The sequence below is a fragment of the Clostridium cochlearium genome, from assembly GCF_900187165.1.
GTDB lineage: Bacteria > Bacillota > Clostridia > Clostridiales > Clostridiaceae > Clostridium_G > Clostridium_G cochlearium.
On the sequence record NZ_LT906477.1, the window covers coordinates 1509792 to 1535853 of the forward strand.

Sequence of the window (26062 nt, forward strand, 5' to 3'; positions counted from 1 at the left end):
CAATAAAAACCTATGAAAATATCATAGGTTTTTATTGATTTATTCCATATAAATACTTTTTATACCATGTACTTCTTTATTTACACTTAATATACTATTTCCTTTGCCTGCTCTATTTTGAGAAACAATATCTTTTATTTTTATTTTTTTATTTCTACCTTCTTTAAAGTTTATAACTATGTGTTGAAAATTCTCCTTATTTATAAATCCATTAATTACTTTATCATCTTTTTTAAGACTTATTCCCATAACTCCTGAAGCTATTTTTCCCATTGAATTAATGGAATTTTTAGGAAATCTTATACACATACCTGTTTCGCTAATCAATATTATATCTAATTCTTCTTCCTCTTTTGCAAAGTCTACTGCTATTATTTCATCTTCTTTATCTCTAAATTTATATGCTGTAGTTATGAAATAATCTCCTTGAAATTCTTTTAACAAAGTCTTTTTAACCAATCCAAACTTTGTTAAATAATAAACTTCCCAATTCTCATCATTGAAATCAAAAGCCAGTACATTTATTATTTCATATTTTTCTTCCTGTTTCTCCAATAAATCAAATATATTTACTGGTTTACCATCTAAATTTTGAAGCATATTACAGTTTATTTTGATTACTTCTCCATTTTTCAAAAACATAAGAAGTTTTTTATTGCTATCCACTTCTACATTTATTGAACTTTTATTTTTTCTATTGCCTTTTATAATATTACCATTTTTATTTATATTTAAAGAAAATATTGATAGCTCACAATTATCTTCAAAATCGACTTCTATTATTTCATCATTATAACCTAAGTTGCAAAATATATTTGATAGTATATTTCTATCTTCTTCCTCTATAGTAGGTTCTTCTATTGTAAAATTAAGTCCAATTTTAGTAGATAATTTCAAAAATTTCTCTTCTCTATCTCTATTTACTAATCTTACATTTACTACTTCTTCATGTTCTCTTAATTTTAAGGCCATAAGTTTTGAATAATTTGTTTCAAATTTATCTAAGGAAGTCTTTTTAATTCCGCCAGCAGAAGTTATAAAAATAAAATCATTTTGTGTGTTAAAATTTGAAATTACATATATACTAACTATTTCCTCTTCATTTAAATTCATAGTTTTAATTGTTTCATCTAGTCTTATTCCTCTATCTTTCCATCGCTTTTCAGGAATGTTTACAACTCTAGTACTATACACATTACCTTTATTTGTAAAAATTAATATATTATCTTTAGTTGAAGCTTCTAATAAAAATTTATTGTAATCCCCTTCTCTATATTCAATATCTTCTACATGGGAATTAGACCTATTATAGGATTTTGTAGCCACTCTTTTAGAAAATCCTTCTTTAGATATAGTAATAATACATTCTTCATCTATTATTAATTCCTCTATATCTATTTTAGCCTTTTCATCGTCCTTTATAATTAGAGTTTTTCTTTCATCTCCATACTTTTCTTTTATTTCTTCTAGCTCAAATTTAATAACTTTTAAAAGTTCTTTTTCGTCTTTAATTATTTTTTCCAGTGCTTTTATTTTCTTTTCAAGCTGTCTATGTTCTTTTTTAAATGCAGTTATTTCAAGTCCTGTTAATCTATATAACATAAGTTCTAGTATAGCTTCTGATTGTATTTTAGTAAATTTAAAATTATTTATTAAATTATTTTCAGCCTCTTTTTTGGATTTAGAGCTTCTTATGGTTTTTATTATTTCATCCATAATATCAATGGCTTTTATAAATCCTTCTACTATATGAAATCTATTTTTTGCAATTTCTAGTTCTCTTTCACTTCTTCTCCTAACAACTTCTTTTTGATGCTGTACATAATAATATATCATGGTTTTTAATCCCATAACTTCGGGCCTTCCATTAGCAAGAGCTACCATATTAAAAGAAAGATTTATTTGCATATCTGTATTTTTATATAAATATTTTAAGGTTTTTTCTACTATTTCTCTATCTGCAGATCTTTTAAATTCAATAACAGCTCTTATACCATTTCTATCAGATTCATCTCTTATATCACTTATATATTCTAAGGCTTTGCTATGTCTTTTTTCTCCAGTCATTTCGGATATGCTTTGTAAAAGCTTACTTTTATTTTTTCTATAAGGAAATTCCGTAATTACAATTCCAAATTTGCCTCTTTCAATTTCTTCTATTTGAGTTTTTGCTCTTAGAGATACTTTTCCTATTCCAGTTTCATAGGCTTTAAGTAAAGAGTTTTTTCCTATAAGTATTCCTCCCGTAGGCAAATCTGGACCCTTTATATATTTCATAAGTTCTTTAGTATCCATTTCATTATTATCTATGTATGCTAAAGTTCCATCTATTACTTCTACTAAATTATGAGGTGGTATATTTGTAGCTAATCCTACTGCTATACCAAAGGCACCATTAACAAGCAAATTAGGATATCTACTTGGCAATACTTCTGGTTCTTTTTCTGTGGATGAATAATTATCTACCATATTTACTACATCTTTATCAATATCTCTTAAAAGTTCTAAAGCTATTGGATTTAGTCTAGCTTCTGTATAACGCATAGCTGCAGCACTATCTCCATCTATACTTCCCCAGTTTCCATGGCCATCTATAAGAGGCATTCTGGTTGTAAAGTCCTGTGCTAAAATTACCATGGCATCGTATACTGATGTGTCTCCATGAGGATGATATTTACCTAATATATCCCCTACAATCCTTGCTGATTTATAGTATGGTTTATCTGGGAAGGCAGCTAATTTATAAGCACCATATAATATTCTTCTATGTACTGGTTTTAATCCATCTCTTACATCAGGTAATGCTCTATCTTTTGCAACCTCTGCTGCATAAGGAAGATAATTTTCTGGCATAGCCTCTTCTAAAGGCATTTCTATTATATTATTGTCTTTTGGTATTTCAAGCTTTCTTTTAGTCATGAAAACACTCCTTTAAAATTTGCAATATTTGTATATATATTTCTTTCTAGGTTCTACTACATCACCCATTAGCAGTGATACCATTTTCTCTGCCTTTGCCCCGTCTTCTATGGTAATTTTATGTAGGATTCTACTTTCTGGATTAAGAGTGGTTTCCCAAAGTTGATCTGGGTTCATTTCTCCAAGTCCCTTATACCTTTGTATATTTGCACCTTTTCCTAATTGTTTTTTTATTTTTTCTAAGTCATTATCATTGTAGGCATATTTTGATATTTCTTCACCTTTTACTTTTTTATATACTCTATATAAAGGTGGCATAGCTACATACAAATGACCATTAGTTATCAATGGTTTCATATATCTATATATGTATGTCATCCATAAAGTTCTAATGTGAAAACCATCTACATCTGCATCGGACATTATTATTATTTTATGATATTTTAAATCTTCTTCTTTATAGTTATCTAAAACTCCTGTTCCTATAGCAGTGTTAAATATTTTTAATTCTTCACTTCCTATAACGTTTTCTATTTTTTGTTTTTCTGTATTCATAATTTTTCCCTTAGAAGGCATTATGGTTTGAAACTTTCTATCCCTTGCTTGTTTTGCAGATCCTCCAGCGGAGTCCCCTTCTACTACTATGAATTCACATACTTTAGGATTTCTTAGGGTACATACAGCTACTTTACCTGCTAGGGGCGCTGTACCTTTTCCTACCTTTTTTCTTTCTGCTTCATTTATTTTTCTGATTTTTTCTCTTCTTGAAGCTACTTCTAATGCATTGTTCATAATTAAAGTAGCTGTATCTTTGTTATCTTCAATCCATTCACAAAGTTTAGTGTAAGTTAATTCATTCATTAAAGTGTAGGCTTCATTATTTCCCAACTTTGTTTTAGTTTGACCTTCAAATATAGGATTATTTATCTTAACCTTTACAATTGCAGTCATACCTTCTCTTAGGTCATCGCCTTCAAAGTCTTTATCCTTATCTTTTATTAAATTTAATTTTTTAGCCCATTCTTTAAATGCTCTAGTCATTCCCATTTTAAATCCTGTTTCATGGGTTCCAGACTCTGTTGTAGGTATGTTATTTACATATCCTGCTATATTTTCTGTAGTAGAGTCCGTAAATTGTATACACACTTCTCCATGAATTCTTATACCTTTTATTTCTCTTTCTCCTTCAAATAATATAGGTGGATTATGTATTACGGTTTTACTCTCATTTAAATAATCTATGAAATCTAAAAGTCCCCTTTTAGAATGATATACTTTTTCTACAGTTTCTTCTCCTCTATTATCTACTAGTTTCAAAGTTATACCTTGATTTTGAAATGCCAATTCCTGAAGCCTTTCATCTATAATTTCAAATTTAAAATCTATGGTTGAAAAAACATCCTCATCTGGTAAAAAACTTATCTTAGTACCTGTTTCTTTAGATTTTCCTATTATTTCAAGCTTTCCTACTGGCATTCCAGGCATATTTTTTTTAAGTTTTTTATCATATCCATATTCAAATCTTTGTTTATATATATTGCCATTTTGACTAACTTCAACTTCTAACCATTTAGACAGAGCATTAACCACAGAAGCTCCTACACCATGAAGTCCTCCTGAGGTTTTATAAACAGAATTATTAAATTTGCTTCCCGTATGAAGTTCTGTAAATACCATTTCTATACCTGATTTTTTCTTTATAGGATGTATTCCTGTAGGTATTCCTCTTCCATTATCCATTATTGTAATGCTTTTATCTTTATTTAATATTATGGTAGCAGTATCTCCATAACCATTAGAAATTTCATCTATCGAATTGTCTAAAATCTCCCATACACAATGATGAAGACCTTTTGAACCTGTAGAACCTATATACATTCCTGGTCGTACTCTTACAGGTTCTAATTTTTCAAGGGAGGTAAGAGTGCTTACATCATAGTTAAAATCTTTATAATCTTTATTTTCCATGTTAGTCCTCCTCTAAAAGTTATTCATGAATTAAAATTATATCAGAACTTAGTTATAAAAACAAACGTTCCCCTTTAAAAAGTGTTATACACTTTTTAATAAACAATTAAAGAAGCTATTCTTCCTTTCGTCAGAATAGCTTTACTTTCATTATAAATTAGCTTTTTTAAAAAATATACCAGATAAAAGAGTTGAAATTCCAACTATAATAAGGGGTATTATAAATTTAAGTGAGTTGGGTTTAAATATATTTTGTCCCATAACAGAATAACATAGCGTTTCTGGAACTACTCCTAAAAGTGATGCATATATAAAGTCTTTGTATTTAATTTTTGTAAGTCCACAGGCATAACTTAATGGATCATAAGGTAAAACTGGTGGAAGCCTTAATAAAAATAAAATCTTAAATCCATTTTTACCTAAATTATTATTTAATTCTACACACTTTCCTCTAAGAAGTTTGTCTACAGTTTCTTTTCCTAAATTTCTTGCTATTAAAAAAGCAATAGTACCTGATAAAAAAAATCCAATCATATTAAGAGTAAAACCTTTTACAGCTCCAAATATAGTTCCTCCTACTACTGAAAATACTGCAGCAGGTAAAATCATCATAAGAGGCTTTAATGTAAATATAATTAAAAAACAAATAAAAGCATATTTGCCACACTTTTTTATAGAAATGCTCAAATTATCAACATTTATATTTAATAGATCTATTCCCAGTTTTTTTGTAATAAAAAAACATACTAATATTAACGATACCAAAGCTATTAACTTTATTAAAATATTTTTTTTCATAAAATTCCTCTCCAAATCACATTACTTTGCCTAATTAGAATTTTATCATATTTTACTTAGATAACAAGAAAAATCATTATTTTTTAATATAAAGTTATGATTCCTTAATGTTTTATTAATTTAAAATTTAATAAAAGGTAATACTCTTTCTAAATCTTTATCTTTTTTTACATAAACTTCAATTTGTGGATTAAGTTTTAATGCTGTTTGTATATCATTAATAGCTTTATCTATATAATTTTCATGTACATAGTAACAGGCCCTATTATAATATAGATAGTTTTCATATTTATTATGCAATATTCCTTCTGTCAAAATATTTATGGCCTCTTTATATTTACCCTGCTCTTTATATAGTTCTCCTAAATTTAAAAAGCTATATCCATAGTTTTTATTGAACATTATGGATTTTTTATAATATTTAATGGCTTCATCATATAGCCCCAATTTTTTTAAAAAAAATATGCTTTATGATAATAAGGATTTAACCCTATAGCTTTCTTATAATTTTCTAAAGCTTTTTCATAATTTCCTTCATCTTCATAAATTATAGCTAATCCGTAATAAGCTCTTTCTTCTTTGTCGATTTTTAGAACTTCTTTATATTTCTCCTTTGCCAACTCTCCATTTCCCAATTCATCATATAGCAATGCCATATTTAAAATTAGTTCTATATCTTTTTTACCCTCATCTAATTCATAGGCCTTATTATACATATGTAAAGCCTTTATATAATTTCCTCTATTTCTACAAGCTTCAGCAATATTTTTATAATTACTTAACTTATAATCACCTTCCATAAACTACCTCCCATTCTTTCAGTTTACCGCAACAGATATGCAATGAATAATTACAGATATTTTTCTTTATTAACATTACGAAAAACTTATGTTAGTGAATATCTAATAGTGAACAACTAACAACTAACAACTAAGGATATTTCTCTCCATTAGCATTACGAAAAATTTTAATTATATAAAATTCTGATGTTCAGCTTTGCTGACGAACTATTTCATAGATCAACTAAAATAGCAATATTTAGATCGCTAAATAAATAGATCAACAAATTCAGCGATGTTTAGCTTGCTAAACGAGCCTACAAAATAAAATTAAAATTTTTCTGAGTGTAGCGAAGAAAAATATCCTTAGTTATTCATTATTCACTGTTAGTTATTCACTGAAATTAAAGTTTTCTAAAAAAACTTTAATTTCCCACGCTGTTCCCATTTCCATAACTTTTTGAACCATGTTTTTACACTTTTCATAATTTAATTCTGTTATTAATTTTTTTGCTTTTAGTACAGAAGATGCACTCATACTAAATTCATCTAATCCCATTCCAAGCAGTAGTGGAATTAATTCTTCCTTTCCTGCCATTTCTCCACACATTCCTACAAATTTTCCTTCTTTATGTCCATTCACAATAACCTTATTTATAAGTCTTAATACTGCTGGATTAAAGAAGTCATATAAATATGAAACTTTTTCATTCATTCTATCTACTGCTACAGTATATTGTATCAAATCATTAGTACCTATGCTAAAAAAATCTACTTCTTTAGCTAATACATCTGACATAATAGCTGCTGATGGAATTTCAACCATTATTCCCACTTGTATATTTTCATCAAAAGCTATGCCTTCTTTTCTAAGTTCTTCCCTACATTCATCTAAAACAGCTTTTGCTTCCCTTAACTCTTGTAAATTTGCAATCATAGGAAACATAATTTTTAAATTACCATGATTAGAAGCTCTTAATAGTGCTCTTAATTGAGTTTTAAAAATATCCTTTCTATGTAAACATAATCTTATAGCTCTATAACCTAAGAAAGGATTCATTTCCTCATCTATTGGTAAATATGGAAGTTTCTTATCTCCACCTATATCTAAAGTTCTAATTATAACTGGTTTTTCACCCATTTTTTCTAAAACTTCTCTGTAGGCATTATACTGAAAGTCCTCTTCTGGCAACTTATCACTTGACATGTATAAAAACTCTGTTCTAAATAAACCTATTCCCTGTGCGCCATTTTTTAGGGCATTTTCTGTATCTTCTATAGAACCTATATTGGAAGCTACCTCTACCTTTCTGCCATCTACTGTAACCACTTCAGTATCTTTATATTTTTCTAGCACCTTTTGTAATTTCCTTTCTTCTTCTATTTTATTTTTATAAGATTCTATTTTTTCTTTATCAGGATTAGTTATTATAATTCCCTTGTTTCCATCTAATATAATAAGTTCCCCATTTTTTATTTTATTTATTTCACTTCCTACTCCTAAAACTGAAGGTATTCCTATAGAGCGAGCAATAATAGCAGAATGAGATGTTACTCCACCTATTTCTGTAGCAAATCCTAGTATTTTTTCTTTATTTATTTGAGCTGTATCTGAAGGAGTTAAGTCATATCCTATTAATATACATTCTTCTTCTATTTCACTTATAGATATACTTTCATTACCAGTTAATATTTTCAAAATTCTATTAGTTACATCTTTAATATCAGCTGCCCTTTCTCTCATATAATCATCTTCTATTTGTTCAAATATAGCCACTAATTGTTCTGAAATACTTTTTAGAGCATACTCTGCATTTATTTTCTCACTAAGTATTTTTTCTGATACCTGTCCTGTAAACTCTGGATCATCTAACATAAATAAATGAGCTTCGAATATTTTAGCTTTTTCTTCCCCTAAGTTTTTTTTGGTGTCCTCCATGATTTTAGAAAGATCTGATTTTGCCTTTTCTAAAGCATTTGTAAATCTTTTGTTTTCTTCTTCTCCATTTTTTACTATTTCCTTTACTATTTTTAAATCCCCACTTTTTAGTATAAAAGCCTTTCCAATTGCTATTCCATTTGAAGCACTAATTCCTTTTAACAAAGTTAATTCCTCCTTTTATTATCAAATAATTATTTTATTGAAGTAACAAAAAAGGCATGGTTATAAGAGTATTGTTGAATACTTTCATATAACTCATGCCTGATCTTACTCAGTAACACGCCTATTTACATTTTATTTAATCATTTTCTGTATTTTCATATAGTTTTTCTATATAATAATGATTTCTAAGTCCAATTGTTACATTATCCCAATAATATACTCTTCTTTGAAGTTCTAATGCATATTCATTGTGTAATACTTTTTTTAATTCTTCTTTAGATATTTCATCTTCTAATTCTAAAAGGGATAATACTATTCTACCATATTCTTTACATTTTTCCTCTAGATCAAATCTTATAGAGTGGGTTAATCCCACTATAGTGTATATTTCTTCATATATACTCTCATATACTTTTTCATATAAAAGACTTTCCACTTCTTTTTTTAAATCATTTAAATGATCTTTTGAATACACATATTCCTCACTTTTTTCATTTACAACTAATAATTTAAATTCTCTGTTAATTCCTCCTATGCCCTTTAAACAATCTGAGGCTATTTCCACAGAATCTTGTAAATACCCTTTGTCTTTTACATCGTCTAATAGAGAATAAAATTTTTTTATAAAGTCTTTGAACAAAATCAGATTTGTACCTATTTTGTTTTCACTTCTAAAATTTTTTCTTCTTTGCATAATACTGTATATTCTATTTATTTTTTCTTTGGAAAGCTTTTGATCTTTCTCATCTAATGAAAGAGTCAGTATGTCTAGGCACTTAATTAGATCTTCTTTTATTTCATATACGTTATCTCCATTTAATAAACTTACTAAATTTCTCATTTTATCCTCTATCATTTTAAGTCCTCCACTAATTTGGTTGGTATTTATTTAATTATATCATATAAAAATAATTTATAAATAAATTTTGTGTATTTAGTAAAAAATATATACACTGGAGGTGAATATATAATGAAAAAAGTTTCTATATGGAATAAATTAATTTTTATATTAATATTTTTTTCTTTAGGTTTTTATATATTTCTAATTTATACAACTAAAAATTTACAAGATAAAATATATCCAGGTGTATCTATTAATAATATAGATTTATCAGGAAAAACAAAAAAAGAAGCTATTGACATAATAAAAAAAGATTTAAGCAATAATTTGAAAGGAGCTTTTAAGTTAAAAGATTCTAATAAAACCTATGTAATTTCTTTTAAAGATTTAAATTTAAAATATGATTTAAATTCTACAGTAGAAGAAGCATTATCTTATGGCAAAAATTTTTCTTCATTAAAAAAATTTTCTATTTTAATGAATTCAAAACCTGTAAAAATGTATTCTAAGGTACTATACGATAAAAACAAACTTGATAGTTCTATTAATTCTATAGAAAAAGAAATAAATAAAAATCCTGTAAATGCTAAAATTAACGGAATTACAAATGGTATATTATCTTTTACCCCTGGCACTCAAGGACGTAAATTAAACAAGGAAGAACTTTTAAAGGAGATTAATAATAAATTTAAAAATTTACAAGATCCAAATTCTATAATAGAAATTAAAGTAAAGGTTGATAATTATGATCCTAAAATCAATGACGAAACTCTAAAAAAAATAAACTCTTTGGTTTCTTCTTTTTCCACAACATATAAAAATTCATCTGAAGAAAGAAAAAGTAATATTAGATTGGCCACAAGTTCTATAAATGGAACTTTGCTACTACCTGGAGATACTTTTAGTTTTAATAAAATTGTAGGTAATCCTACTATAGAAAGAGGATATAAAAAATCTAATATTATAGTCAATAATAAAGTGGAAGAAGGTATTGGCGGGGGACTTTGTCAAGTATCTACAACTTTATATAATTCTATAATAAGAATTAATATAAAATCTGTAGAGCGAAAAAATCACTCTATAATCCCTTCTTATGTAGAACCTGGATTAGATGCCACTGTAAGTTACGGAAGTATAGATTATAAATTTAAAAACACCTTATCCTATCCTATTTACATAGAAGGTATAGCTAATAATGAAAAAATAACTTTTAATATATATTCTAATTCTTCATTAAATAAAATAAAATATGATTTAGTTAGTGAAATTCACAATAAAATTCCTTTTAAAACAGTATACGAAGAAGACCCCAGCTTACCATTGAATTCACAAAAAGTTCTTCAATCTGGAAGTTTCGGCTGTACAGCAAATGTATTTTTAGTCTCTTATAAAGATGGTAAAAAAATTTCTAAAGAACTTATTTATAAAGATATATATAACCCGGGAAATAAAATTGTAAAAATAAAAAAGCTGTAATACAGCCTTTAATTAGTGAACAACTAACAGTGAATAATGAACAATTAATGTGGATTTTCTTCCGTTTCACTACAGAAAATCTTTAATTTTATTTTGTAGGCTCGTTCAGCAAGCTGAAAATCGCTTGTTTTAATGAAAAACTGCTTAATTATATAAATGATACAATTAAAATTTTTTCGTAACGATAGAGGAGAAAAGATAACCATAATTATTCATTGTTCATTGTGCGTTATTACTTATTTCCACAGGCCTTCTTTATAGGATTTTAAAAGTTCTTCTATTTTCCCCCTGCATCTAGTTCCGTTGCATCCACCAGAACCAGCACCAGTAATTTGATTTACTTCTTCAACGGTTTTTGCTCCATTTCTTATAGCATCTTTTATCTTGCTTCTACTTATAGCTTTGCAAATACAAATTTTGGTCAATTTATCTAACATATTACTATCTAAGTTTTGTTCCAAATTTATCACTCCTCATTTGTATTCTTTTGCTGTTTAATTCTTTTATTATCATATTTTCTTATTATTTTATCTACATATAATTTTATAACAGCCATTATTGGAACTGCTAATATCATACCTATAGGTCCATATAATCCTCCTCCTAAGGTTACAGCAAATATAACCAAAAACGGTGTTAGTCCAACCTTGCCTCCTATTAATTTAGGGTCTAAATACCAAGCATCAAATTGTTGTAAGAAAAATAAAAATACTAAAACTCCAATAGCTTTAAATAAACTAAAAAATATATTTATAGTAAATGCCACTATCATTCCTATAAAAGGTCCAAAATAAGGTATCATATTTGTTACACCTACAATTAGTGCAATTAAAAGAGGATAAGGAGATTTTAATATTGTAAGCCCAATAAATGCTATACCTCCTATTATAGTTGAATCTAAAGCTTTAGTTCCTATATAAAGTCCTATCATATAATGTAAATTTTTTAAAAATTCTATTATTTTAAGTGCATTTTTTTCATTAAAGGTTATGAACATAATTTTTTTACCTACATTCATAAATTTTTCTTTATCATATAGAACATATATTGAAATTATAAAACCAAATACCCATTTTATAAAGGAATTAGTAAAGGACCAAGTTTTTGATAAAAGTTTATCTAAAATTTGCACTACAAACTCACTGGTTTTTCCTATTATAAAATCTGGTTTTAAATTATTCATTCCACTAGAATTTATAACTTCTTTTAAATTATGTTCTGTAATAATTTTATTTAAAAAATGTTGTGCTTCATTTGCAAATTCAGGAATGCTCTTTACTATGTCTATAATATTGTACGTAATTTTAGGTAATAAATATATAGTAAATATGCTTATAAAAAATATTATAAACACATAGGTAAACAATATACTTAACTTTCTACTTAGAGAAAACTTTCTTTCTATAAATTTCATAAGTGGATTTAATATATACGCAATAATAATTGCAAATATAAAAGGAGAAATTATATTCATAATATTTCCAAATATATTAAACCAAGTTTTATAGTTGTTTATTAATTTTATAATTATATAAATTAATATTACAGATATTATTAAATCAAAATGTTTTATTTCTCTTCTGTAATCTTTCAATGTTATCAGTCCTTTCTAATAGTGAAATTAGTTTTCTTAATTATAACACACAAAGTAAAAATTTTGCGTCATAAAATTTTTATAGAGGACAATTGACAGAGGACAGAGGACAATGAAGGTAGTAGAAGGAAGGGTTGGATTAATTATAGATGGTATTCCTATATCCATTATAATACCAGCAACTTTTATTCAATTTATTCAAGCTACCGAAGATTATTCTCAAAATTATATTATAAGTTCAATATTGAGATTTATGCGTATAATATTAATATTTACGACTCTACTTCTACCTGGATTTTATATATCTATTATTTCTTTTCATCATGAAATGATACCAATTGAACTTGCACTATCTATTAGTGCCTCTGATAAAGGTGTGCCGTTTCCGCCTTTTCTTGAAGTTATTTTATTACTTATAGCCTTTGAAGTTCTTATGGAAGCTGGCCTTAGACTACCTAAATCAATAGGTCAAGCGGTTTCCATAGTGGGTGCCATAGTAGTTGGGCAGGCAGCTGTTGATGCAAAACTAGTTTCTCCTGCTGTTGTTATAACTATTGCTGTTACAGCTATGTCAAACTATACAGTGCCAAACCAAGATCTTTCAAATGCTCTAAGATTATGGAGATTCATTATAGCTATTTTAAGTAGTATATTAGGGTTAATGGGATTAAGTATAGGAGGATTAATTCTTCTTTATCACCTATGCAGCATAGAATGTTTCGGAGTACCTTATCTTTCTCCTCTTGTTTCCGGAGAAAATGAGGACTTTGGAGATACTTTGTTTAGATTACCTGTATATTTTTTAAAAAACCGTCCATTAACTTTAAATCCTTCAAATAAAAAAAGAATAGGTTAAAACGGAAGTGATAATTTATGAAAAGAATTTATATATTTGTTTTATTAGTTTTTTCTCTAAATTTTTGCTCCTGTAAAAATTATAAAATAGAAAGAAAAAGCATTGATAAAACCATGCTTATAAGCGTAGTAGGTATTGATATATCTCCTGAGAATAAAGTTATTGTAACCATATGTCCTAAAGTTGTAACTCCTTCTAATGATAGTTCTAATATTGAAAATAAATCCTATATAATAAATTCTGAAGGAGATACTATATTTGAAGCCATTAGAAATATTTTTACTTCTTCAGATGCTAAACCATTTTTAGGTAACGTAGAACATATTATTATTGGAGAAGAAGTGGCAAAAAAAGATATAATTAAATACTTAGATTATTTTTCAAGAGATCATGAGTTTAGATTAAATATGAAAGTTTTTGTTTCTAGGGGTTGTAGTGCTAGAGAAATATTAGAGCAAGCTAGTAATTCCAATATAATTTTATCTGATTACTTAAAAAGCTTATTATCCAATATAGATAGTAATTCAATTTCATCAGAAGTAGAACTAGCCACTCTAATACATAAATTTGATAATAAATTTCTATGTCCTTATATTCCATGCATATCACTAGGAAGCAAAAATGGCGTAAATATAAATCAGTTTTCCATATATTTAGATGGATATGCTATTTTCAAAAATTCAAAACTAATAGGTTATCTTATTGGTAATGAAGCTCGAGGTTTAAATTGGATTATTGAAAAGATTAAATCTGGGGTAATTATAGTAAAAGATCTTAATGAAGAAAATATATCTTTAGAAATATCAGAAGCTAGTTCAAAAATCATACCACAATTTTCAAAAGAAAAACTTTCAGTTTTAATAAAAATACGGACTTCTAGTAATGTGGGAGAAATTACAGGAAAAGAAGATATTTTTACTAAAGATTACTTTTCCTATTTAGAAAAACAACAATCTAATATCATAAAATCTGAAGTAGAAAAAGCCTTAGCTTTTTCTCGTAAAAATAATGCAGACATATTTGATATAAATGGATTTATATTCCGCAAGCATCCTATTAAATGGAAGAAGTTGCAAAATAATTGGGATGAAATTTTTCCAGAAGTAGATATTCAAATACAAGTAACTTCATTAATTAATAGATCTTATGAAATAAAAAGACCTACAAATGATAACCGCAAAAAGGAGCTTTAAAATGATCTTATTTACAATTTTCATTTTTATTTTAAGCATTTTTGAAATTAAAAAAATGCTTAAAAATGGTCTTAAAAAAGAATTAACCGTATTTATATTTTTAACTTTATTAACTCTAACTTTAGGATATTATTATATATCTAATCCATATAGAAGGAGTATTTCAAATATTATTTTAACTTTTTTTGGTATTGAGTATTAGGAGGGTAATTGTGTTGGCTAATAAAAATCAAATATCTTTAAGGCAAGCGTTACTTTTATTTTTAAATATACTATTCAGCTCTTCCATAAGATTTATACCAAGTATTACTTCACAAAAAGCAAAACAAGCAGCATGGCTTACTCCATTACCTTCTTTAATTATTCTAGTTTTATTCATACTTATGTTACATAATATATATAAAAAATATTCTACATCTTTTATAAATATTATGTATAGCATTACAGGTAAAACTATATGTAAAATACTGCTTTTTATTTATATAATATGGTTTCAAATTCCAATTGCATTATTTTTAAGATATTACGTTGAAAGAATTTTAACAAGTATTTTCCCTAATGTGAGTACAGAACTATTCCTAATTTTATTACTTTTATTAATTGTATATATACTTCCTTCAGGAATAGTTGTAATTGCTAGAATGAATGAAATAATATCTATAATTATATTTGTTTCTTTTTTATCTATTGTAGTTTTAGCAATACCCAAAATTGAAATATCAAATTTAACCCCTATAAGTTATATGGATATTATACCTATACTAAAAGGAAGTATTTCTATTATACCTATATGGTCCTATTTAATTTATATATTTTTTATAGGTGATGAAATAAAAAATAAAGAAAAAATAAAAAAATTAGGTTTAAAAACTGCAGTTTTTTTATCTATAGCTACATCTATATTAATAGCAACCTGTGTTGGAGCTTTAGGCTATTCTGTTGTGGAACGTGCCCCATTACCTTTTTTATCCGTTTCGAAAATAATAACTGTTTTTGAAACCCTTGGAAGAGTACACTCCATTCTAGTTGTATTATGGGTAACTTCAGATTTTATTCTTATTTCAACTTTTATATATATACTATTAAAAATGATTAAATCTTTTTTAAATCTTAAAACTACAAAACCTTTTATTAATATATATGCTATTTTTCTATATTTTTTCACTCTTTTATTCTGTAATAGTAAATTTGAGTTAGAAGTAATTTCTAGTAAAATAACATCTATTGGCAATATTTTATTTGGTCTTATAATACCAGTTGCAATATTTATAATCGGGAAATTTAGAAGAAAAGTCTAAAACTTAGGGAACCTTACATTAAGTAAAAATTCCCTAAGTTAAATTACTCTTTTTTTACCTTTTCATAGAGCTTATTACCAGTCCATTCACAAGCATATCCTAAGATTGCTCCTAATATTAATCCTATTAATACAGACTTCCAATCTCCTGATGCTGCAAAGGTTGAGAAACTTCCTACAAATGTCCCTGGTATAAATACTAAATATTTGTTTTTAGCTTGAGCACACATTATAAAAGTTATTAATCCTGTAGCTATAGCTGGTCCTAAACTAAAGCTTAAAACGCCTGAAAGCTTTATGGTTACCATTGCCCAAAATACTCCAGTTATATTTGCAACTATAGAAGCTTTAAACCCTTCTTTTTTACCCCCTGCTGCAAAAAAACTAGTACATCCAGCAAACCCAATCCAGCCCAGTATACCTATTACGCCACTTAAATATGTCCATATTGCACAAAGTATTGCCGTAGTAATAGATAATGCTATTAAAGAGCTCATTTTATAATATCTCTCCTCTACCTCTCTTTATAAATTTTCCTATTCCTTTTTTGCCTACAAATTTTCCATCCTTTGCAATAATTTCTCCCCTTAGTAAAGTCATTACTGGATATCCTTTTAATTTAAAACCTTCATATGGTGTATAATCCACATTTTCATTTAAATTTTCTTCTTTTACTTCTATTTCTTTTTCTGGATCAAATATTACTAAATCTGCGTCACTGCCAACTGCTATAGAACCCTTTTGTGGGTACATTCCGAATATTTTAGCTGCATTAGTAGATGTTACTTCTACAAATTTTTGAAGAGATATTTTATTTTGTAAAACACCATAAGTATACATAAGAGCCATTCTCAATTCTACACCTGGAGCCCCATTAGGAATTTTATCAAAGGAATTTATACCCATTCTCTTTTGCTCCATAAAGAAAGGACAATGATCTGTAGCTACTACTTGCAATGTTCCTTTCTGCAATGCTTTCCAAATATGTTCCCAATTGCTTTTATCTCTTAAAGGAGGTGACATTACATATTTTGCTCCATTAAAATCTTCTTCTTCGTAGTTTTCATAGGATAATAATAAATATTGAGGACAAGTCTCTCCCATTATTGGATATCCTAAATTTCTAGCTCTTTCAATTTCTGATACTGAAGCATTACAAGTATTGTGTACTATATACAAAGGTGCTCCACAAATTTCCGCTAATTTTATAGCTCTTCCTGCTGCCTCCCCTTCACATAATTCTGGTCTAGATAATGCATGATATTTAGGTTCTATCTTACCTTCACTTAAAAGTTTTTTAACTAAATAATCTATTACATAATGATTTTCAGCATGTACACATATAATTCCACCTTTGTCCCTAGCTCTTATAAGAGCTTTCATTAAAGTATCATCTTCAACTTTCATACCTTCATAAGTCATAAATAATTTAAAACTAGAATATCCCTCTTTTATTATTGATTCCATTTCTTCTAAAATTTCATCATTCATATCTGTAATTGATATATGAATACCATAGTCTATACAAGCTTTATTGTCTGCTTTTTCTCTCCATATTTTTGTAGTTTCCTTTAATGTTTTACCTTTAGGTTGTACTGCAAAATCCACTATAGTAGTAGTACCCCCACAAGCTGCAGCCTTAGTGCCTGTTAAGAAATCATCACTTGAAAAAGTTCCACCAAAAGGCATATCCATATGAGTATGTGGATCTATTCCTCCTGGAAATATATATTTTCCATCCGCATCTATTATGTTTTCACATGAACTGTCTAATTTTAAACCTATTTGAGTTATCCTTCCATCCTTTATACCTATATCTCCTCTATAAGTGTCTGAAGCTGTTACTATAGTTCCATTTTTAATTATAGTATCAAAATTTTGCATTAAATTTACCTCCTAAAACAAAAATTAAGTGTAGATATTAATATCTACACTTAATTTATACTCCTATAATATGTAATTTATTCCAATAGGAACTAAATTCTTTTTGAAAATTCTTCTAGCATTTCAGCTTCTAAAGGCTTACTAAATAAATATCCTTGACCAATATCGCAGCCATATGTTTTTAATAAAGATAGCTGTTGTATAGTTTCTATGCCTTCAGCTACTATTTTTAGGCCCAATGCATGTCCTACTTCAATTATATATTTAAGTATTACCTCATTTTTCATTTCATATTCTATATCTTTTATAAAGTCTTTATCTATTTTTAAAATATCTATAGGCAATTTTCTTAGATAGTTTAAAGAAGAATACCCTGTACCAAAATCATCTAATGCTATTTTTATTCCACTTTCCCTTAACTTACTTAATATTATCATACCTTCTTTTAAATTTTGCATTATAGAAGTTTCTGTTATCTCTATAATTATTCCTTTTTTATCAACGTTATATTTGTTTAACATTTTTTTAAACTGTTTTAGAAAGTCTTTTTCTTTTAAACAATTATTAGAAATATTAATAGATATTTTTAAGTTGCCAAGCCCTTTTTCCTCCCATTGTCTTTTTTGTGCAAAAGCTGTTTCTATAACCCATTCACTTATACCCTGTATATATCCTATTTCTTCTGCTAATGGTATAAAACTCATTGGAGAAACAATTCCCTTTTTAGGATGTTTCCATCTAATTAAAGCTTCTGTTCCTATAATTCCTCCATTTATTAAATCTACCTGTGGCTGATACATTAATGTAAATTCTTTTTTCTTTATTGCTTGTCGTAGCTCATTAATTGAATTTATATAGTTTAGATTTTTTTCATCTATTTCATAAGAATAAAATTCATATCCATTCTTTCCAGTCTTCTTTTTATAAATCATAGATGTATATGCATTTTTAAATAGTGTTGTGAAATCATTACCATTATGTGGATATAATGCTATTCCTATGCTAACAGTAACTTGTATTTCTTTATCTTTAACTTTCCAAGGAACTTTGAGTTCTTGTAAAAATTTATTTATTTCACTTATTATATAATTTTCATTATTTTTATATTCTGATACAACTACAAATTCATCTCCATTTACTCTACCTATAATTTTTGATGATGAAAAAATATCTTTTAATAATTCTGATAAATCCATCAATAATATGTCTCCATTGTGATGTCCTAGACTATCGTTTATATATTTAAAATCATCTACACCTATATATAATAACGCGAATTTTAAATTATCTTTTTCTTTTATTAATTTTTCTATTTCTTTTGTTATTTTACTTCTATTATAAAGATTAGTTAGTGAATCGTAGTAGGCTAAATCATATATATTTCTTTCCATAGCTTTAAATATTTCTATTTGATCTTTCAATTGTTTTTCTTTAAATATCAAATCCTCCTGCATAATTTCAAGTTCTTTATAATTAGAATTAATTTTTTCTACAGCATTTTTGTTTTCACTATTTTTTTTATAATTTAATATAAAAAATAATATAGTTGTTATAATTATATATACTATATCCTTGTATATATGTATTTTCTCATAATTATTCACGTTATACTTCCGAACAAAAATATCAGAAAGAAATAGCCAAATTATACCTACTATAAAATATATAAGAGAAATTTTTATGGATTCTTTTAAAGGATCTATATAATTTTCACTGTATTCTTCTTTATAATAATTAATTCTATTTTTCATTTTGCTCACCACATTTCATGCAAGTTTTCCTTTTCACTTAACATAATTTTAGCACATTTTTTTATATTAATACACGATTAGATAATTTTATGCAAAAAACTGTACACTTTTTCAGTGTACAGTTTTTTAATATATACCATATTATTCTATTTTTGTAATTGTATTTTAAATGAATACTCCTCTTTTAGTTCATAATCATCTAATATACTAGTACTTAAAAAATACTTTTTATTAGCCTTAAGTTTATTTACTACTAAAGTAAATTCGTTTGGATCATTTTTATCTCTTTGCGTATAATAACCTTCATAGGGTTCAATCCATTCTCCTAATTCATCCTTTACACTAAGCCTTTGGACTTGAAAATATGGTACTTTACCTTCTGCTCTATATTTTATTATTGTCTTATCTCCTTCATTCTTTACTTCTTTTATTATAAGTTTACCTATTTTACCTTGATTAAGTTCTATTGGATATTTCGAATCTAAAGGTTTTGTTACATATTGTATTTCTTTTTTTCCATTTCCATTAAATTTATAAGGAACTACCTTTAAATATTTAGGAATATTTTTTAATACTTCAAAATCATATTTATAGTTAAATTTATTGGCCAGTGCTCCTTTCGTTCCTCCACTTGATCCCTTCCATGCTATTTCAATACCCTTATCATCAAAAACAAACCAATCCGAATAAGGAAATATCCCCATTTCATCTTCTCTAACTTTATTTTTATTAGTATAATTTCCATTTAATAATATAGATGTATTTATAGGACTAAACATAACTTTGTCTATTTTTATATTAGCTCCTGGAAGACAAACTGCTATAATACTATTATCATCTAAATAATCAATACTAAGTCCTCCACCAAAATGTTCTTGTTTTTCCCTTAAAAGCTCCATAAATGCAGAAATATCTCCCTTTTTACTTTTTTTAACTAGTATTTCTGTATTCATCCTGCACCCCTTTCCAATGATTCATCATTTCATTATACATAAGTTAGATGTTCTAATAGCACAAAAAGTTTCAAAAATAAAAAAGGTAAGGAATCTCACTTAAAAAACTCCTCACCTTTTCACATCTAATATTAATTATAATTATATTTTCTTATAGGATACTGCTTCATCGTCTTCCCAAGTTCCAATGTACTTTTCTCCATCTTCACAAATATATATTCCTTCTCCATGGATTTTGTCATCTTTCCACTCACCTATATACTTTTCTCCATTTGAAAATGTATATATTCCATCTCCATATTTTACTCCATTTTTCCATTGTCCTACATAGCTTTCACCATCTGGCCAAGTGTATATACCATATCCATGTTTATCGTCATTTTCCCATTGTCCTATGTATTTTTCACCACAAGCCCATGTATGAACTCCTTGTCCGTGCATTTTGTCATCTTTCCATTGTCCTACATATTTACTTCCATCTTTCTTTTCTCCTATATATTTCCCACCATGTATATGTGGTTCATTTTTATGAGTATGTTCTTTGTCTTCAATGTGATTATTCGTCATTAATCTTTATCCTTATATTCATATTTTAAAATAAATGCGACGCATTTATTTAACAGAGGACAGAGGACAATTGACATAGGACAATGAAGGAAGATTTTCTGACGTAAGGAAGAAAATCCTCCTAAATTGTTCATTATTCATTGTTAGTTGTTCATTAAAAACTGTCCTCTGTAAAAATTTTATCACGTTTTACATAATAAAGTAAACACACAAATACATTTATTCTATCCTAACATCTGTATATTAATTTGCATTTTTTTATTCATTTTCCTCTAAAAACATGCAATTTTTATACATTCTATGTTATCATAGGTTTGTTGCAAGAATTTATATATTATTTTATTAGTAAAGGGTGATTGCTATTTGAACAAAAAAACTATTAAGGAAGTACTCTCCATAGCTTTACCTGCTGTTGGAGAAATGTTTCTTTACGTTATGATTTGGTTTTTTGACACTGCCATGGTAGGAAAATATGGTGGACAAGTTGCCGTAAGTACTGTAGGATTATGCTCTGAACTTATGGCAGGTATTATCAATATTTTTATAATACTTGGTATATGTGTAGGCTCTATATCCTTAATCTCTAGAAGTTTAGGAGGACATGATTTAAAATTAGCAGAGGAATACACATCTCTTTCCTTTTTCATAGGCTTTATATTAGCCTTTTTAATTTCTACATCAGCATATATATTTGCTCCTAAATTTTTGTATTTTGCAGGAGCTAAAAATGATGTATTAAAGTTAGGTATAATATATTTAAGAATAACTTCCATAGGATTATTTTTTAATATGCTTATGAATGTTTTAAACTCTATATTAAGGGGAACAAAAAATACTAAAACTCCTTTGCTGGCTTCTGCCATTGTAAACATAGTAAATATATTTTTAGATTGGGCTTTGATATTTGGAAAGGTTGGTTTTCCAGAACTAGGTGTAAGAGGGGCTGCTATAGCTACATCTCTTGGTCATTTTACTGGATTTTTATTTATTGTCATATATACATTTAAATATTCTCCTCTAAAACCTAGACTTATACATATAAAAAATATTTCTCTATCAAAATTAAAAAATCTTATTAAACTTTCTATTCCATCTTCTTTGCAAGAAGCCGCTTATAGCATAGCAAGAATTTGGGGTATTTTTGTAATGATGAGGTTAGGTGAAGCTTCTTTTGCAGCTAATCAAATAGCTACAACTGTTGAATCTATATCCTACATGCCTGGAACTGGATTTGGAGTAGCTTGTACCGCATTAGTTGGACATAAAATAGGAGAAGGAAATTTAAAGGAAGCCAATGAATATGCTAAAACCTGTGCTTTTTTAAGTCTTATATTTATGAGTTTTTGCTCAGCTGCTTTTTTAATATTTCCTAAATTTATAGTTTCACTATTTATTAATAAAAGTGAAGTTGAAGTTATAAGATTGGGGATTCTATGTATTATGGTAGCCGCTGCAGAACAGCCTTTTATGGCTCTTTATTTAGTTTTTGGAGGAGCATTAAAGGGAGCTGGGGATACAAAAACCCCTTTTTATATTTCTTTTATAGCTGCTTGGGCAATTAGAGTTCCATTCATGCTTTATTTTATAGGGCACTTAAAAGCATCTGTACACTATAATTGGTGGATTACAGCAGCTCAATGGGCTTTCCAAGGTATAGCCATATACTTAGTATTTAAAAAGAGATTTTCACATCCTAAGAAATTACAAAATAGTTATTTAGTAAATGAATAATAGACATTAAATAAAAAAGTAGGCAAAAGCCTACTTTTTTATCCACCTAAATATTTATTTTTAACTGTTTCATCTTTAAGAAGGTCAGATGCTTTACCTTCTAATACTATTTTTCCCGTTTGAATTACATAGGCTCTATTAGCTATGGAAAGCGCCATATTAGCATTTTGTTCAACTAAAAGTACTGTAGTTCCACTTTTATTTATATCTTTTATTATAGAAAATATTTCATCTACTAATATAGGTGCAAGCCCCATGGAAGGTTCGTCTAGTAAAATAAGTTTAGGTCTTAACATTAATGCTCTACCCATAGCAAGCATTTGTTGTTCTCCTCCACTTAATGTACCTGCCATTTGATTTCTTCTTTCTTTAAGTCTTGGAAATCTTTCAAATATCTTTTCATAGTCTTCTTTTATTTCATTTTTGTTTTTCCTAGTATAAGCCCCCATTTCAAGGTTTTCCATAACAGACATATTGGCAAAAATTCTTCTTCCCTCTGGGACATGAGCCATACCCAATTTTACTATTTGTGATGGAGAAAAATTACTTATATCTACATTTAAATATTTTATTTTTCCACTTTTACCTTTTACAACTCCTGAAATAGTTTTTAACATTGAAGTTTTTCCCGCTCCATTAGCTCCTACTAAAGTAACTATCTCTCCTTCATTAACCTTTATTGATAAATCCTGTATTGCATGTATTGCCCCATAGTATACATTAAGATTATTAACTTCTAACATACTGCTTCCTTCCCAAGATATGCTTCAATAACTCTTGAGTTATTTTTTACATCCTCAGGTTCTCCTTCGGCTATTAAATTTCCATAATCCAAAACAAAAACCTTACTACATATAGTCATTACTAGGGACATATCATGCTCTATTAGAATAATTGTTATATCATAGTTTTCTTTTATCCATTTTATAAGTTCTTTAAGTTCCTTTGTTTCATTAGGATTCATTCCAGCTGCTGGCTCATCTAAAAGCAGTAGGCTAGGTTTTGAAGCAAGTGCTCTAACTATTTCTAGTCTTCTTTGCTCTCCATAGGGTAAATTTTTTGCAAGCTCATCTTTCTTTTTATCTAAATCAAATTTCTTTAAAAGTTCTAAGGCTTCATTATATACTCTTTTTTCTTCTTTATAATAAGAAGGTGTCCTTAAAAAGCTTGAAAAAATACCATATTTAATGTTTTTATGAAAGCCTAAACTTACATTTTCTATAACTGTCATATTTTTAAATAACCTTATATTTTGAAAAGTTCTAGCTATACCATAATCTGTTATTTTATATGGTTTTAACTTGTTTAGATTTAAATCTTGAAAAGCTATTACTCCACTAGTAGGAGAATACATACCTGTTAATAAATTAAAAAATGTAGTCTTTCCCGCTCCATTTGGTCCTATAAGACCTGCAATTTCCCCTTTATTTATTTCCATATTTATATTTGTTACGGCTTTTATACCTCCAAAACTTTTACAAAGATTATCTATTGTTAGTACCGCCATTTAAGTTTCCTCCTTTCTTAAACCAATTCATATTCTTAAATTTTTTATTTTCATATTTCCCTAAAAGCCCTTCTGGCCTGTATACCATTATTAAGAAAAGTATTATAGCATATATAACCATTCTAAGTTCAGGTATACTTTGAAGCGATAAGGATATTATCGAAAGTACTATAGCTCCTAAAATAGAACCTGCTATACTTCCCATACCACCAAATACTACTATAACTAATATATCTACAGATTTCATAAATCCAAAATTATTTGGTTTTATGAAATAAAAGTAATTTGCATATAAAGCTCCTGCAATGCCTGCAAAGAAAGCTCCTATTATAAAGGCTAATACTTTGTAAAAAGTTGTATTTATGCCCATAGCCTCTGCTGCTATTTCATCTTCTCTTATAGCTATACAAGCTCTTCCTGCGTAAGAATTTACAAAGTTTTTTATAGCAATCACAGTTATTATTACCATTACATAAACCCATGTCCAAGTAGTGTATTGGGGTATATCATTAAGTCCACTAGCCCCTCCTAGATATTCTATATTTAAAAATATTATTCTTATAATCTCACTAAATCCTAGAGTTGCAATAGCTAAATAATCTCCTTTTAATCTAAGAGTTGGTATTCCTATTAAGAGCCCTACTAAAGACGCAATTATTGCTGATGCCAATAAACTTGGAATGAAAGAATATCCCAATTTTGCTGTCATTATTGCAGATGTATATGCCCCTACACTCATAAAAGCTGCATGTCCTAGTGAAAACTGTCCTGTAAATCCCGTTATTAAATTTAAACTAACTGCAAGTATTATATTTATACCTATTAAAACCAAGTTTAAAACTACATAGGAATCTATAATGCCTATACTTATTAGAATTTGGGATAAAGCATATACAAGAATAATTAGAACTAATGTTATAATATTTTTTTTACTTATCCAATTCATAGTATCCCTCCTATACTTTTTCCCTTACATTTTTTCCAAAGAATCCACTTGGCTTTATAATAAGTATTATAATTAGTATGGCAAAAGCTACTGCATCTTTATATAGTGAATTTCCATAGGATGAAACCATAGTTTCTGTTAATCCTAAAAATAATCCTCCAAACATAGCTCCAGGTATTATACCTATTCCTCCTATTACTGCTGCAATAAAAGCTTTTAGTCCTGGTAACATTCCCATAAGTGGATCTATAGAGTTATAATAAACTCCAACTAATACACCAGCAGCTCCAGCCAATGCTGATCCTATTGCAAATGTATAGGATATAGTGTTGTTTACACTTATCCCCATAAGTTCTGCTGCTTCCCTATCCTGGGATACAGCTCTCATAGCTTTACCAACCTTAGTTTTATGGATAATATATTGTAAAAGTATCATTAATAATACTGTAATTATTACAATATATAAATCTTTTATATTAAGAAAAACTCTTCCTCCCAAAATACTTATTTGCTGTCCCTTTAACACATCAGGAAAAGTTTTTGTTTCTGCTGATACAATATACATAGTTCCGTACTGTAAAAATAAAGATACACTTATAGCCGTAATAAGAGCTGCTATTCTAGTAGAATTTCTTATAGGTTTATAAGCAACTTTTTCTATAACAATTCCAATAATAGAACAAGCTATCATGGCTAAAATAAGTGCTGGTAAAAATCCTAATTTCAATTTAGTTATTAAGAAAAATCCTATAAAGGCTCCTAACATATAAACTTCACCATGAGCAAAATTTATTAAATTTATAATTCCATAAACCATAGTATAACCAAGAGCAATAAGAGCATAGATACTTCCAAGTGAAATCCCATTTATAAGTTGCTGTAAAAATTTATCCATTTA

Annotated in this window: 23 protein-coding genes; 5 read left to right on the plus strand and 18 right to left on the minus strand. The window is 27.6% G+C overall.

Features of this window, described 5'->3' with window-relative positions:
* Window positions 1-39: 39 nt before the first annotated feature.
* From CKV72_RS07500 to CKV72_RS07525, 7 genes are all read right to left on the minus strand, one after another.
* Window positions 40-2919: a DNA topoisomerase IV subunit A gene (locus CKV72_RS07500; RefSeq protein WP_095177911.1), complete on the minus strand. Its 2880-nt coding sequence runs from the start codon at window positions 2917-2919 to the stop codon at window positions 40-42.
* Window positions 2920-2931: 12 nt separating this feature from the next.
* Window positions 2932-4887, minus strand: coding sequence for a DNA gyrase/topoisomerase IV subunit B (locus tag CKV72_RS07505; protein WP_095177912.1), 1956 nt, complete (start codon window positions 4885-4887; stop codon window positions 2932-2934).
* 150 nt (window positions 4888-5037) lie between these two features.
* On the minus strand, window positions 5038-5685 hold the full coding sequence (locus tag CKV72_RS07510) for a TVP38/TMEM64 family protein (RefSeq protein WP_238021632.1): 648 nt from the start codon (window positions 5683-5685) through the stop codon (window positions 5038-5040).
* Window positions 5686-5805: 120 nt separating this feature from the next.
* Window positions 5806-6087, minus strand: a complete 282-nt coding sequence (locus CKV72_RS12420; protein ID WP_238021633.1) for a tetratricopeptide repeat protein — start codon at window positions 6085-6087, stop codon at window positions 5806-5808.
* Between the two features lie 50 nt (window positions 6088-6137).
* Window positions 6138-6485 carry a tetratricopeptide repeat protein gene (locus tag CKV72_RS12425; protein WP_238021634.1) on the minus strand — a complete coding sequence of 116 codons (348 nt, stop codon included), beginning with the start codon at window positions 6483-6485 and terminating at the stop codon, window positions 6138-6140.
* A 370-nt stretch (window positions 6486-6855) separates the two neighbouring features.
* Window positions 6856-8568: a phosphoenolpyruvate--protein phosphotransferase gene (ptsP, locus tag CKV72_RS07520; RefSeq protein ID WP_095177914.1), complete on the minus strand. Its 1713-nt coding sequence runs from the start codon at window positions 8566-8568 to the stop codon at window positions 6856-6858.
* 136 nt (window positions 8569-8704) lie between these two features.
* Window positions 8705-9424, minus strand: coding sequence for a hypothetical protein (locus CKV72_RS07525; RefSeq protein WP_089865818.1), 720 nt, complete (start codon window positions 9422-9424; stop codon window positions 8705-8707).
* A gap of 114 nt (window positions 9425-9538) precedes the next feature.
* Here CKV72_RS07525 and CKV72_RS07530 point away from each other — a divergent pair, with 114 nt between their 5' ends.
* Window positions 9539-10885 carry a VanW family protein gene (locus CKV72_RS07530; protein WP_095177915.1) on the plus strand — a complete coding sequence of 449 codons (1347 nt, stop codon included), beginning with the start codon at window positions 9539-9541 and terminating at the stop codon, window positions 10883-10885.
* Window positions 10886-11121: 236 nt separating this feature from the next.
* Here the strand turns inward: CKV72_RS07530 and CKV72_RS07535 are convergent, their stop codons facing one another.
* Together CKV72_RS07535 and CKV72_RS07540 are read right to left on the minus strand one after the other, a co-directional pair.
* On the minus strand, window positions 11122-11346 hold the full coding sequence (locus tag CKV72_RS07535; protein ID WP_095177916.1) for a (2Fe-2S)-binding protein: 225 nt from the start codon (window positions 11344-11346) through the stop codon (window positions 11122-11124).
* Between the two features lie 5 nt (window positions 11347-11351).
* Window positions 11352-12479 (minus strand): AI-2E family transporter, encoded by a 1128-nt coding sequence (locus CKV72_RS07540; RefSeq protein ID WP_169712358.1) that lies wholly within the window; start codon window positions 12477-12479, stop codon window positions 11352-11354.
* A gap of 112 nt (window positions 12480-12591) precedes the next feature.
* Here CKV72_RS07540 and CKV72_RS07545 point away from each other — a divergent pair, with 112 nt between their 5' ends.
* From CKV72_RS07545 to CKV72_RS07560, 3 genes are all read left to right on the plus strand, one after another.
* On the plus strand, window positions 12592-13335 hold the full coding sequence (locus CKV72_RS07545) for a spore germination protein (protein WP_242955714.1): 744 nt from the start codon (window positions 12592-12594) through the stop codon (window positions 13333-13335).
* 17 nt (window positions 13336-13352) lie between these two features.
* On the plus strand, window positions 13353-14528 hold the full coding sequence (locus CKV72_RS07550) for a Ger(x)C family spore germination protein (protein WP_095177917.1): 1176 nt from the start codon (window positions 13353-13355) through the stop codon (window positions 14526-14528).
* 215 nt (window positions 14529-14743) lie between these two features.
* Complete coding sequence (locus CKV72_RS07560; RefSeq protein WP_157726557.1) at window positions 14744-15826, plus strand: GerAB/ArcD/ProY family transporter; 1083 nt, start codon at window positions 14744-14746, stop codon at window positions 15824-15826.
* A 43-nt stretch (window positions 15827-15869) separates the two neighbouring features.
* On the opposite strand, the gene CKV72_RS07565 is transcribed toward CKV72_RS07560, so the two are convergent.
* The 5 genes from CKV72_RS07565 to CKV72_RS07585 all read right to left on the minus strand — a co-directional run bounded on the left by CKV72_RS07565 (window position 15870) and on the right by CKV72_RS07585 (window position 20980).
* Entirely contained in the window at window positions 15870-16322 is a 453-nt protein-coding gene (locus tag CKV72_RS07565) for a DUF1097 domain-containing protein (protein WP_095177919.1), read from the minus strand.
* 1 nt (window position 16323) lies between these two features.
* Window positions 16324-17709: a dihydropyrimidinase gene (gene hydA, locus CKV72_RS07570; RefSeq protein ID WP_089865840.1), complete on the minus strand. Its 1386-nt coding sequence runs from the start codon at window positions 17707-17709 to the stop codon at window positions 16324-16326.
* A gap of 92 nt (window positions 17710-17801) precedes the next feature.
* The gene (locus CKV72_RS07575; RefSeq protein ID WP_095177920.1) at window positions 17802-19460 is read right to left on the minus strand and encodes a putative bifunctional diguanylate cyclase/phosphodiesterase; all 1659 of its coding nucleotides are present in this window, start codon (window positions 19458-19460) and stop codon (window positions 17802-17804) included.
* A 146-nt stretch (window positions 19461-19606) separates the two neighbouring features.
* A complete protein-coding gene (locus tag CKV72_RS12300) occupies window positions 19607-20413 on the minus strand; it encodes a DUF5643 domain-containing protein (protein WP_095177921.1) in 807 nt (268 codons plus the stop codon).
* A gap of 141 nt (window positions 20414-20554) precedes the next feature.
* Window positions 20555-20980, minus strand: coding sequence for an MORN repeat-containing protein (locus CKV72_RS07585; protein WP_095177922.1), 426 nt, complete (start codon window positions 20978-20980; stop codon window positions 20555-20557).
* Window positions 20981-21343: 363 nt separating this feature from the next.
* On the opposite strand from CKV72_RS07585, the gene CKV72_RS07590 reads away from it, so the two are divergent.
* The gene (locus tag CKV72_RS07590) at window positions 21344-22711 is read left to right on the plus strand and encodes an MATE family efflux transporter (RefSeq protein WP_089865853.1); all 1368 of its coding nucleotides are present in this window, start codon (window positions 21344-21346) and stop codon (window positions 22709-22711) included.
* 38 nt (window positions 22712-22749) lie between these two features.
* On the opposite strand, the gene CKV72_RS07595 is transcribed toward CKV72_RS07590, so the two are convergent.
* Genes CKV72_RS07595 through CKV72_RS07610 form a run of 4 tightly spaced genes read right to left on the minus strand, consistent with a single transcriptional unit; the run spans window position 22750 to window position 26059 of the window.
* Window positions 22750-23454 carry an ABC transporter ATP-binding protein gene (locus CKV72_RS07595; RefSeq protein ID WP_095177923.1) on the minus strand — a complete coding sequence of 235 codons (705 nt, stop codon included), beginning with the start codon at window positions 23452-23454 and terminating at the stop codon, window positions 22750-22752.
* Window positions 23448-24218: an ABC transporter ATP-binding protein gene (locus CKV72_RS07600; protein WP_095177924.1), complete on the minus strand. Its 771-nt coding sequence runs from the start codon at window positions 24216-24218 to the stop codon at window positions 23448-23450. The genes CKV72_RS07595 and CKV72_RS07600 overlap by 7 nt, the downstream gene beginning before the upstream one ends.
* Complete coding sequence (locus CKV72_RS07605; protein WP_095177925.1) at window positions 24196-25164, minus strand: branched-chain amino acid ABC transporter permease; 969 nt, start codon at window positions 25162-25164, stop codon at window positions 24196-24198. The genes CKV72_RS07600 and CKV72_RS07605 overlap by 23 nt, the downstream gene beginning before the upstream one ends.
* Window positions 25165-25174: 10 nt before the next feature.
* Window positions 25175-26059, minus strand: a complete 885-nt coding sequence (locus CKV72_RS07610) for a branched-chain amino acid ABC transporter permease (RefSeq protein ID WP_095177926.1) — start codon at window positions 26057-26059, stop codon at window positions 25175-25177.
* Window positions 26060-26062 lie beyond the last annotated feature (3 nt).

Excerpts from the sequence above, each read along its gene's own strand:
- CKV72_RS07500 (WP_095177911.1), bottom strand. The coding sequence starts at position 2,919 with ATGACTAAAAGAAAGCTTGAAATACCAAAAGACAATAATATAATAGAA.
- CKV72_RS07600 (WP_095177924.1), bottom strand. The coding sequence starts at position 24,218 with ATGGCGGTACTAACAATAGATAATCTTTGTAAAAGTTTTGGAGGTATA.
- CKV72_RS07585 (WP_095177922.1), bottom strand. The coding sequence starts at position 20,980 with ATGACGAATAATCACATTGAAGACAAAGAACATACTCATAAAAATGAA.
- CKV72_RS12420 (WP_238021633.1), bottom strand. The coding sequence starts at position 6,087 with ATGTTCAATAAAAACTATGGATATAGCTTTTTAAATTTAGGAGAACTA.
- CKV72_RS07545 (WP_242955714.1), top strand. The coding sequence starts at position 12,592 with ATGAAGGTAGTAGAAGGAAGGGTTGGATTAATTATAGATGGTATTCCT.
- CKV72_RS07595 (WP_095177923.1), bottom strand. The coding sequence starts at position 23,454 with ATGTTAGAAGTTAATAATCTTAATGTATACTATGGGGCAATACATGCA.
- CKV72_RS07505 (WP_095177912.1), bottom strand. The coding sequence starts at position 4,887 with ATGGAAAATAAAGATTATAAAGATTTTAACTATGATGTAAGCACTCTT.
- CKV72_RS07575 (WP_095177920.1), bottom strand. The coding sequence starts at position 19,460 with ATGAAAAATAGAATTAATTATTATAAAGAAGAATACAGTGAAAATTAT.
- hydA (WP_089865840.1), bottom strand. The coding sequence starts at position 17,709 with ATGCAAAATTTTGATACTATAATTAAAAATGGAACTATAGTAACAGCT.
- CKV72_RS07610 (WP_095177926.1), bottom strand. The coding sequence starts at position 26,059 with ATGGATAAATTTTTACAGCAACTTATAAATGGGATTTCACTTGGAAGT.
- CKV72_RS12425 (WP_238021634.1), bottom strand. The coding sequence starts at position 6,485 with ATGGAAGGTGATTATAAGTTAAGTAATTATAAAAATATTGCTGAAGCT.
- CKV72_RS07525 (WP_089865818.1), bottom strand. The coding sequence starts at position 9,424 with ATGATAGAGGATAAAATGAGAAATTTAGTAAGTTTATTAAATGGAGAT.
- CKV72_RS07565 (WP_095177919.1), bottom strand. The coding sequence starts at position 16,322 with ATGAGCTCTTTAATAGCATTATCTATTACTACGGCAATACTTTGTGCA.
- CKV72_RS12300 (WP_095177921.1), bottom strand. The coding sequence starts at position 20,413 with ATGAATACAGAAATACTAGTTAAAAAAAGTAAAAAGGGAGATATTTCT.
- CKV72_RS07510 (WP_238021632.1), bottom strand. The coding sequence starts at position 5,685 with ATGAAAAAAAATATTTTAATAAAGTTAATAGCTTTGGTATCGTTAATA.
- CKV72_RS07605 (WP_095177925.1), bottom strand. The coding sequence starts at position 25,164 with ATGAATTGGATAAGTAAAAAAAATATTATAACATTAGTTCTAATTATT.
- CKV72_RS07550 (WP_095177917.1), top strand. The coding sequence starts at position 13,353 with ATGAAAAGAATTTATATATTTGTTTTATTAGTTTTTTCTCTAAATTTT.
- CKV72_RS07530 (WP_095177915.1), top strand. The coding sequence starts at position 9,539 with ATGAAAAAAGTTTCTATATGGAATAAATTAATTTTTATATTAATATTT.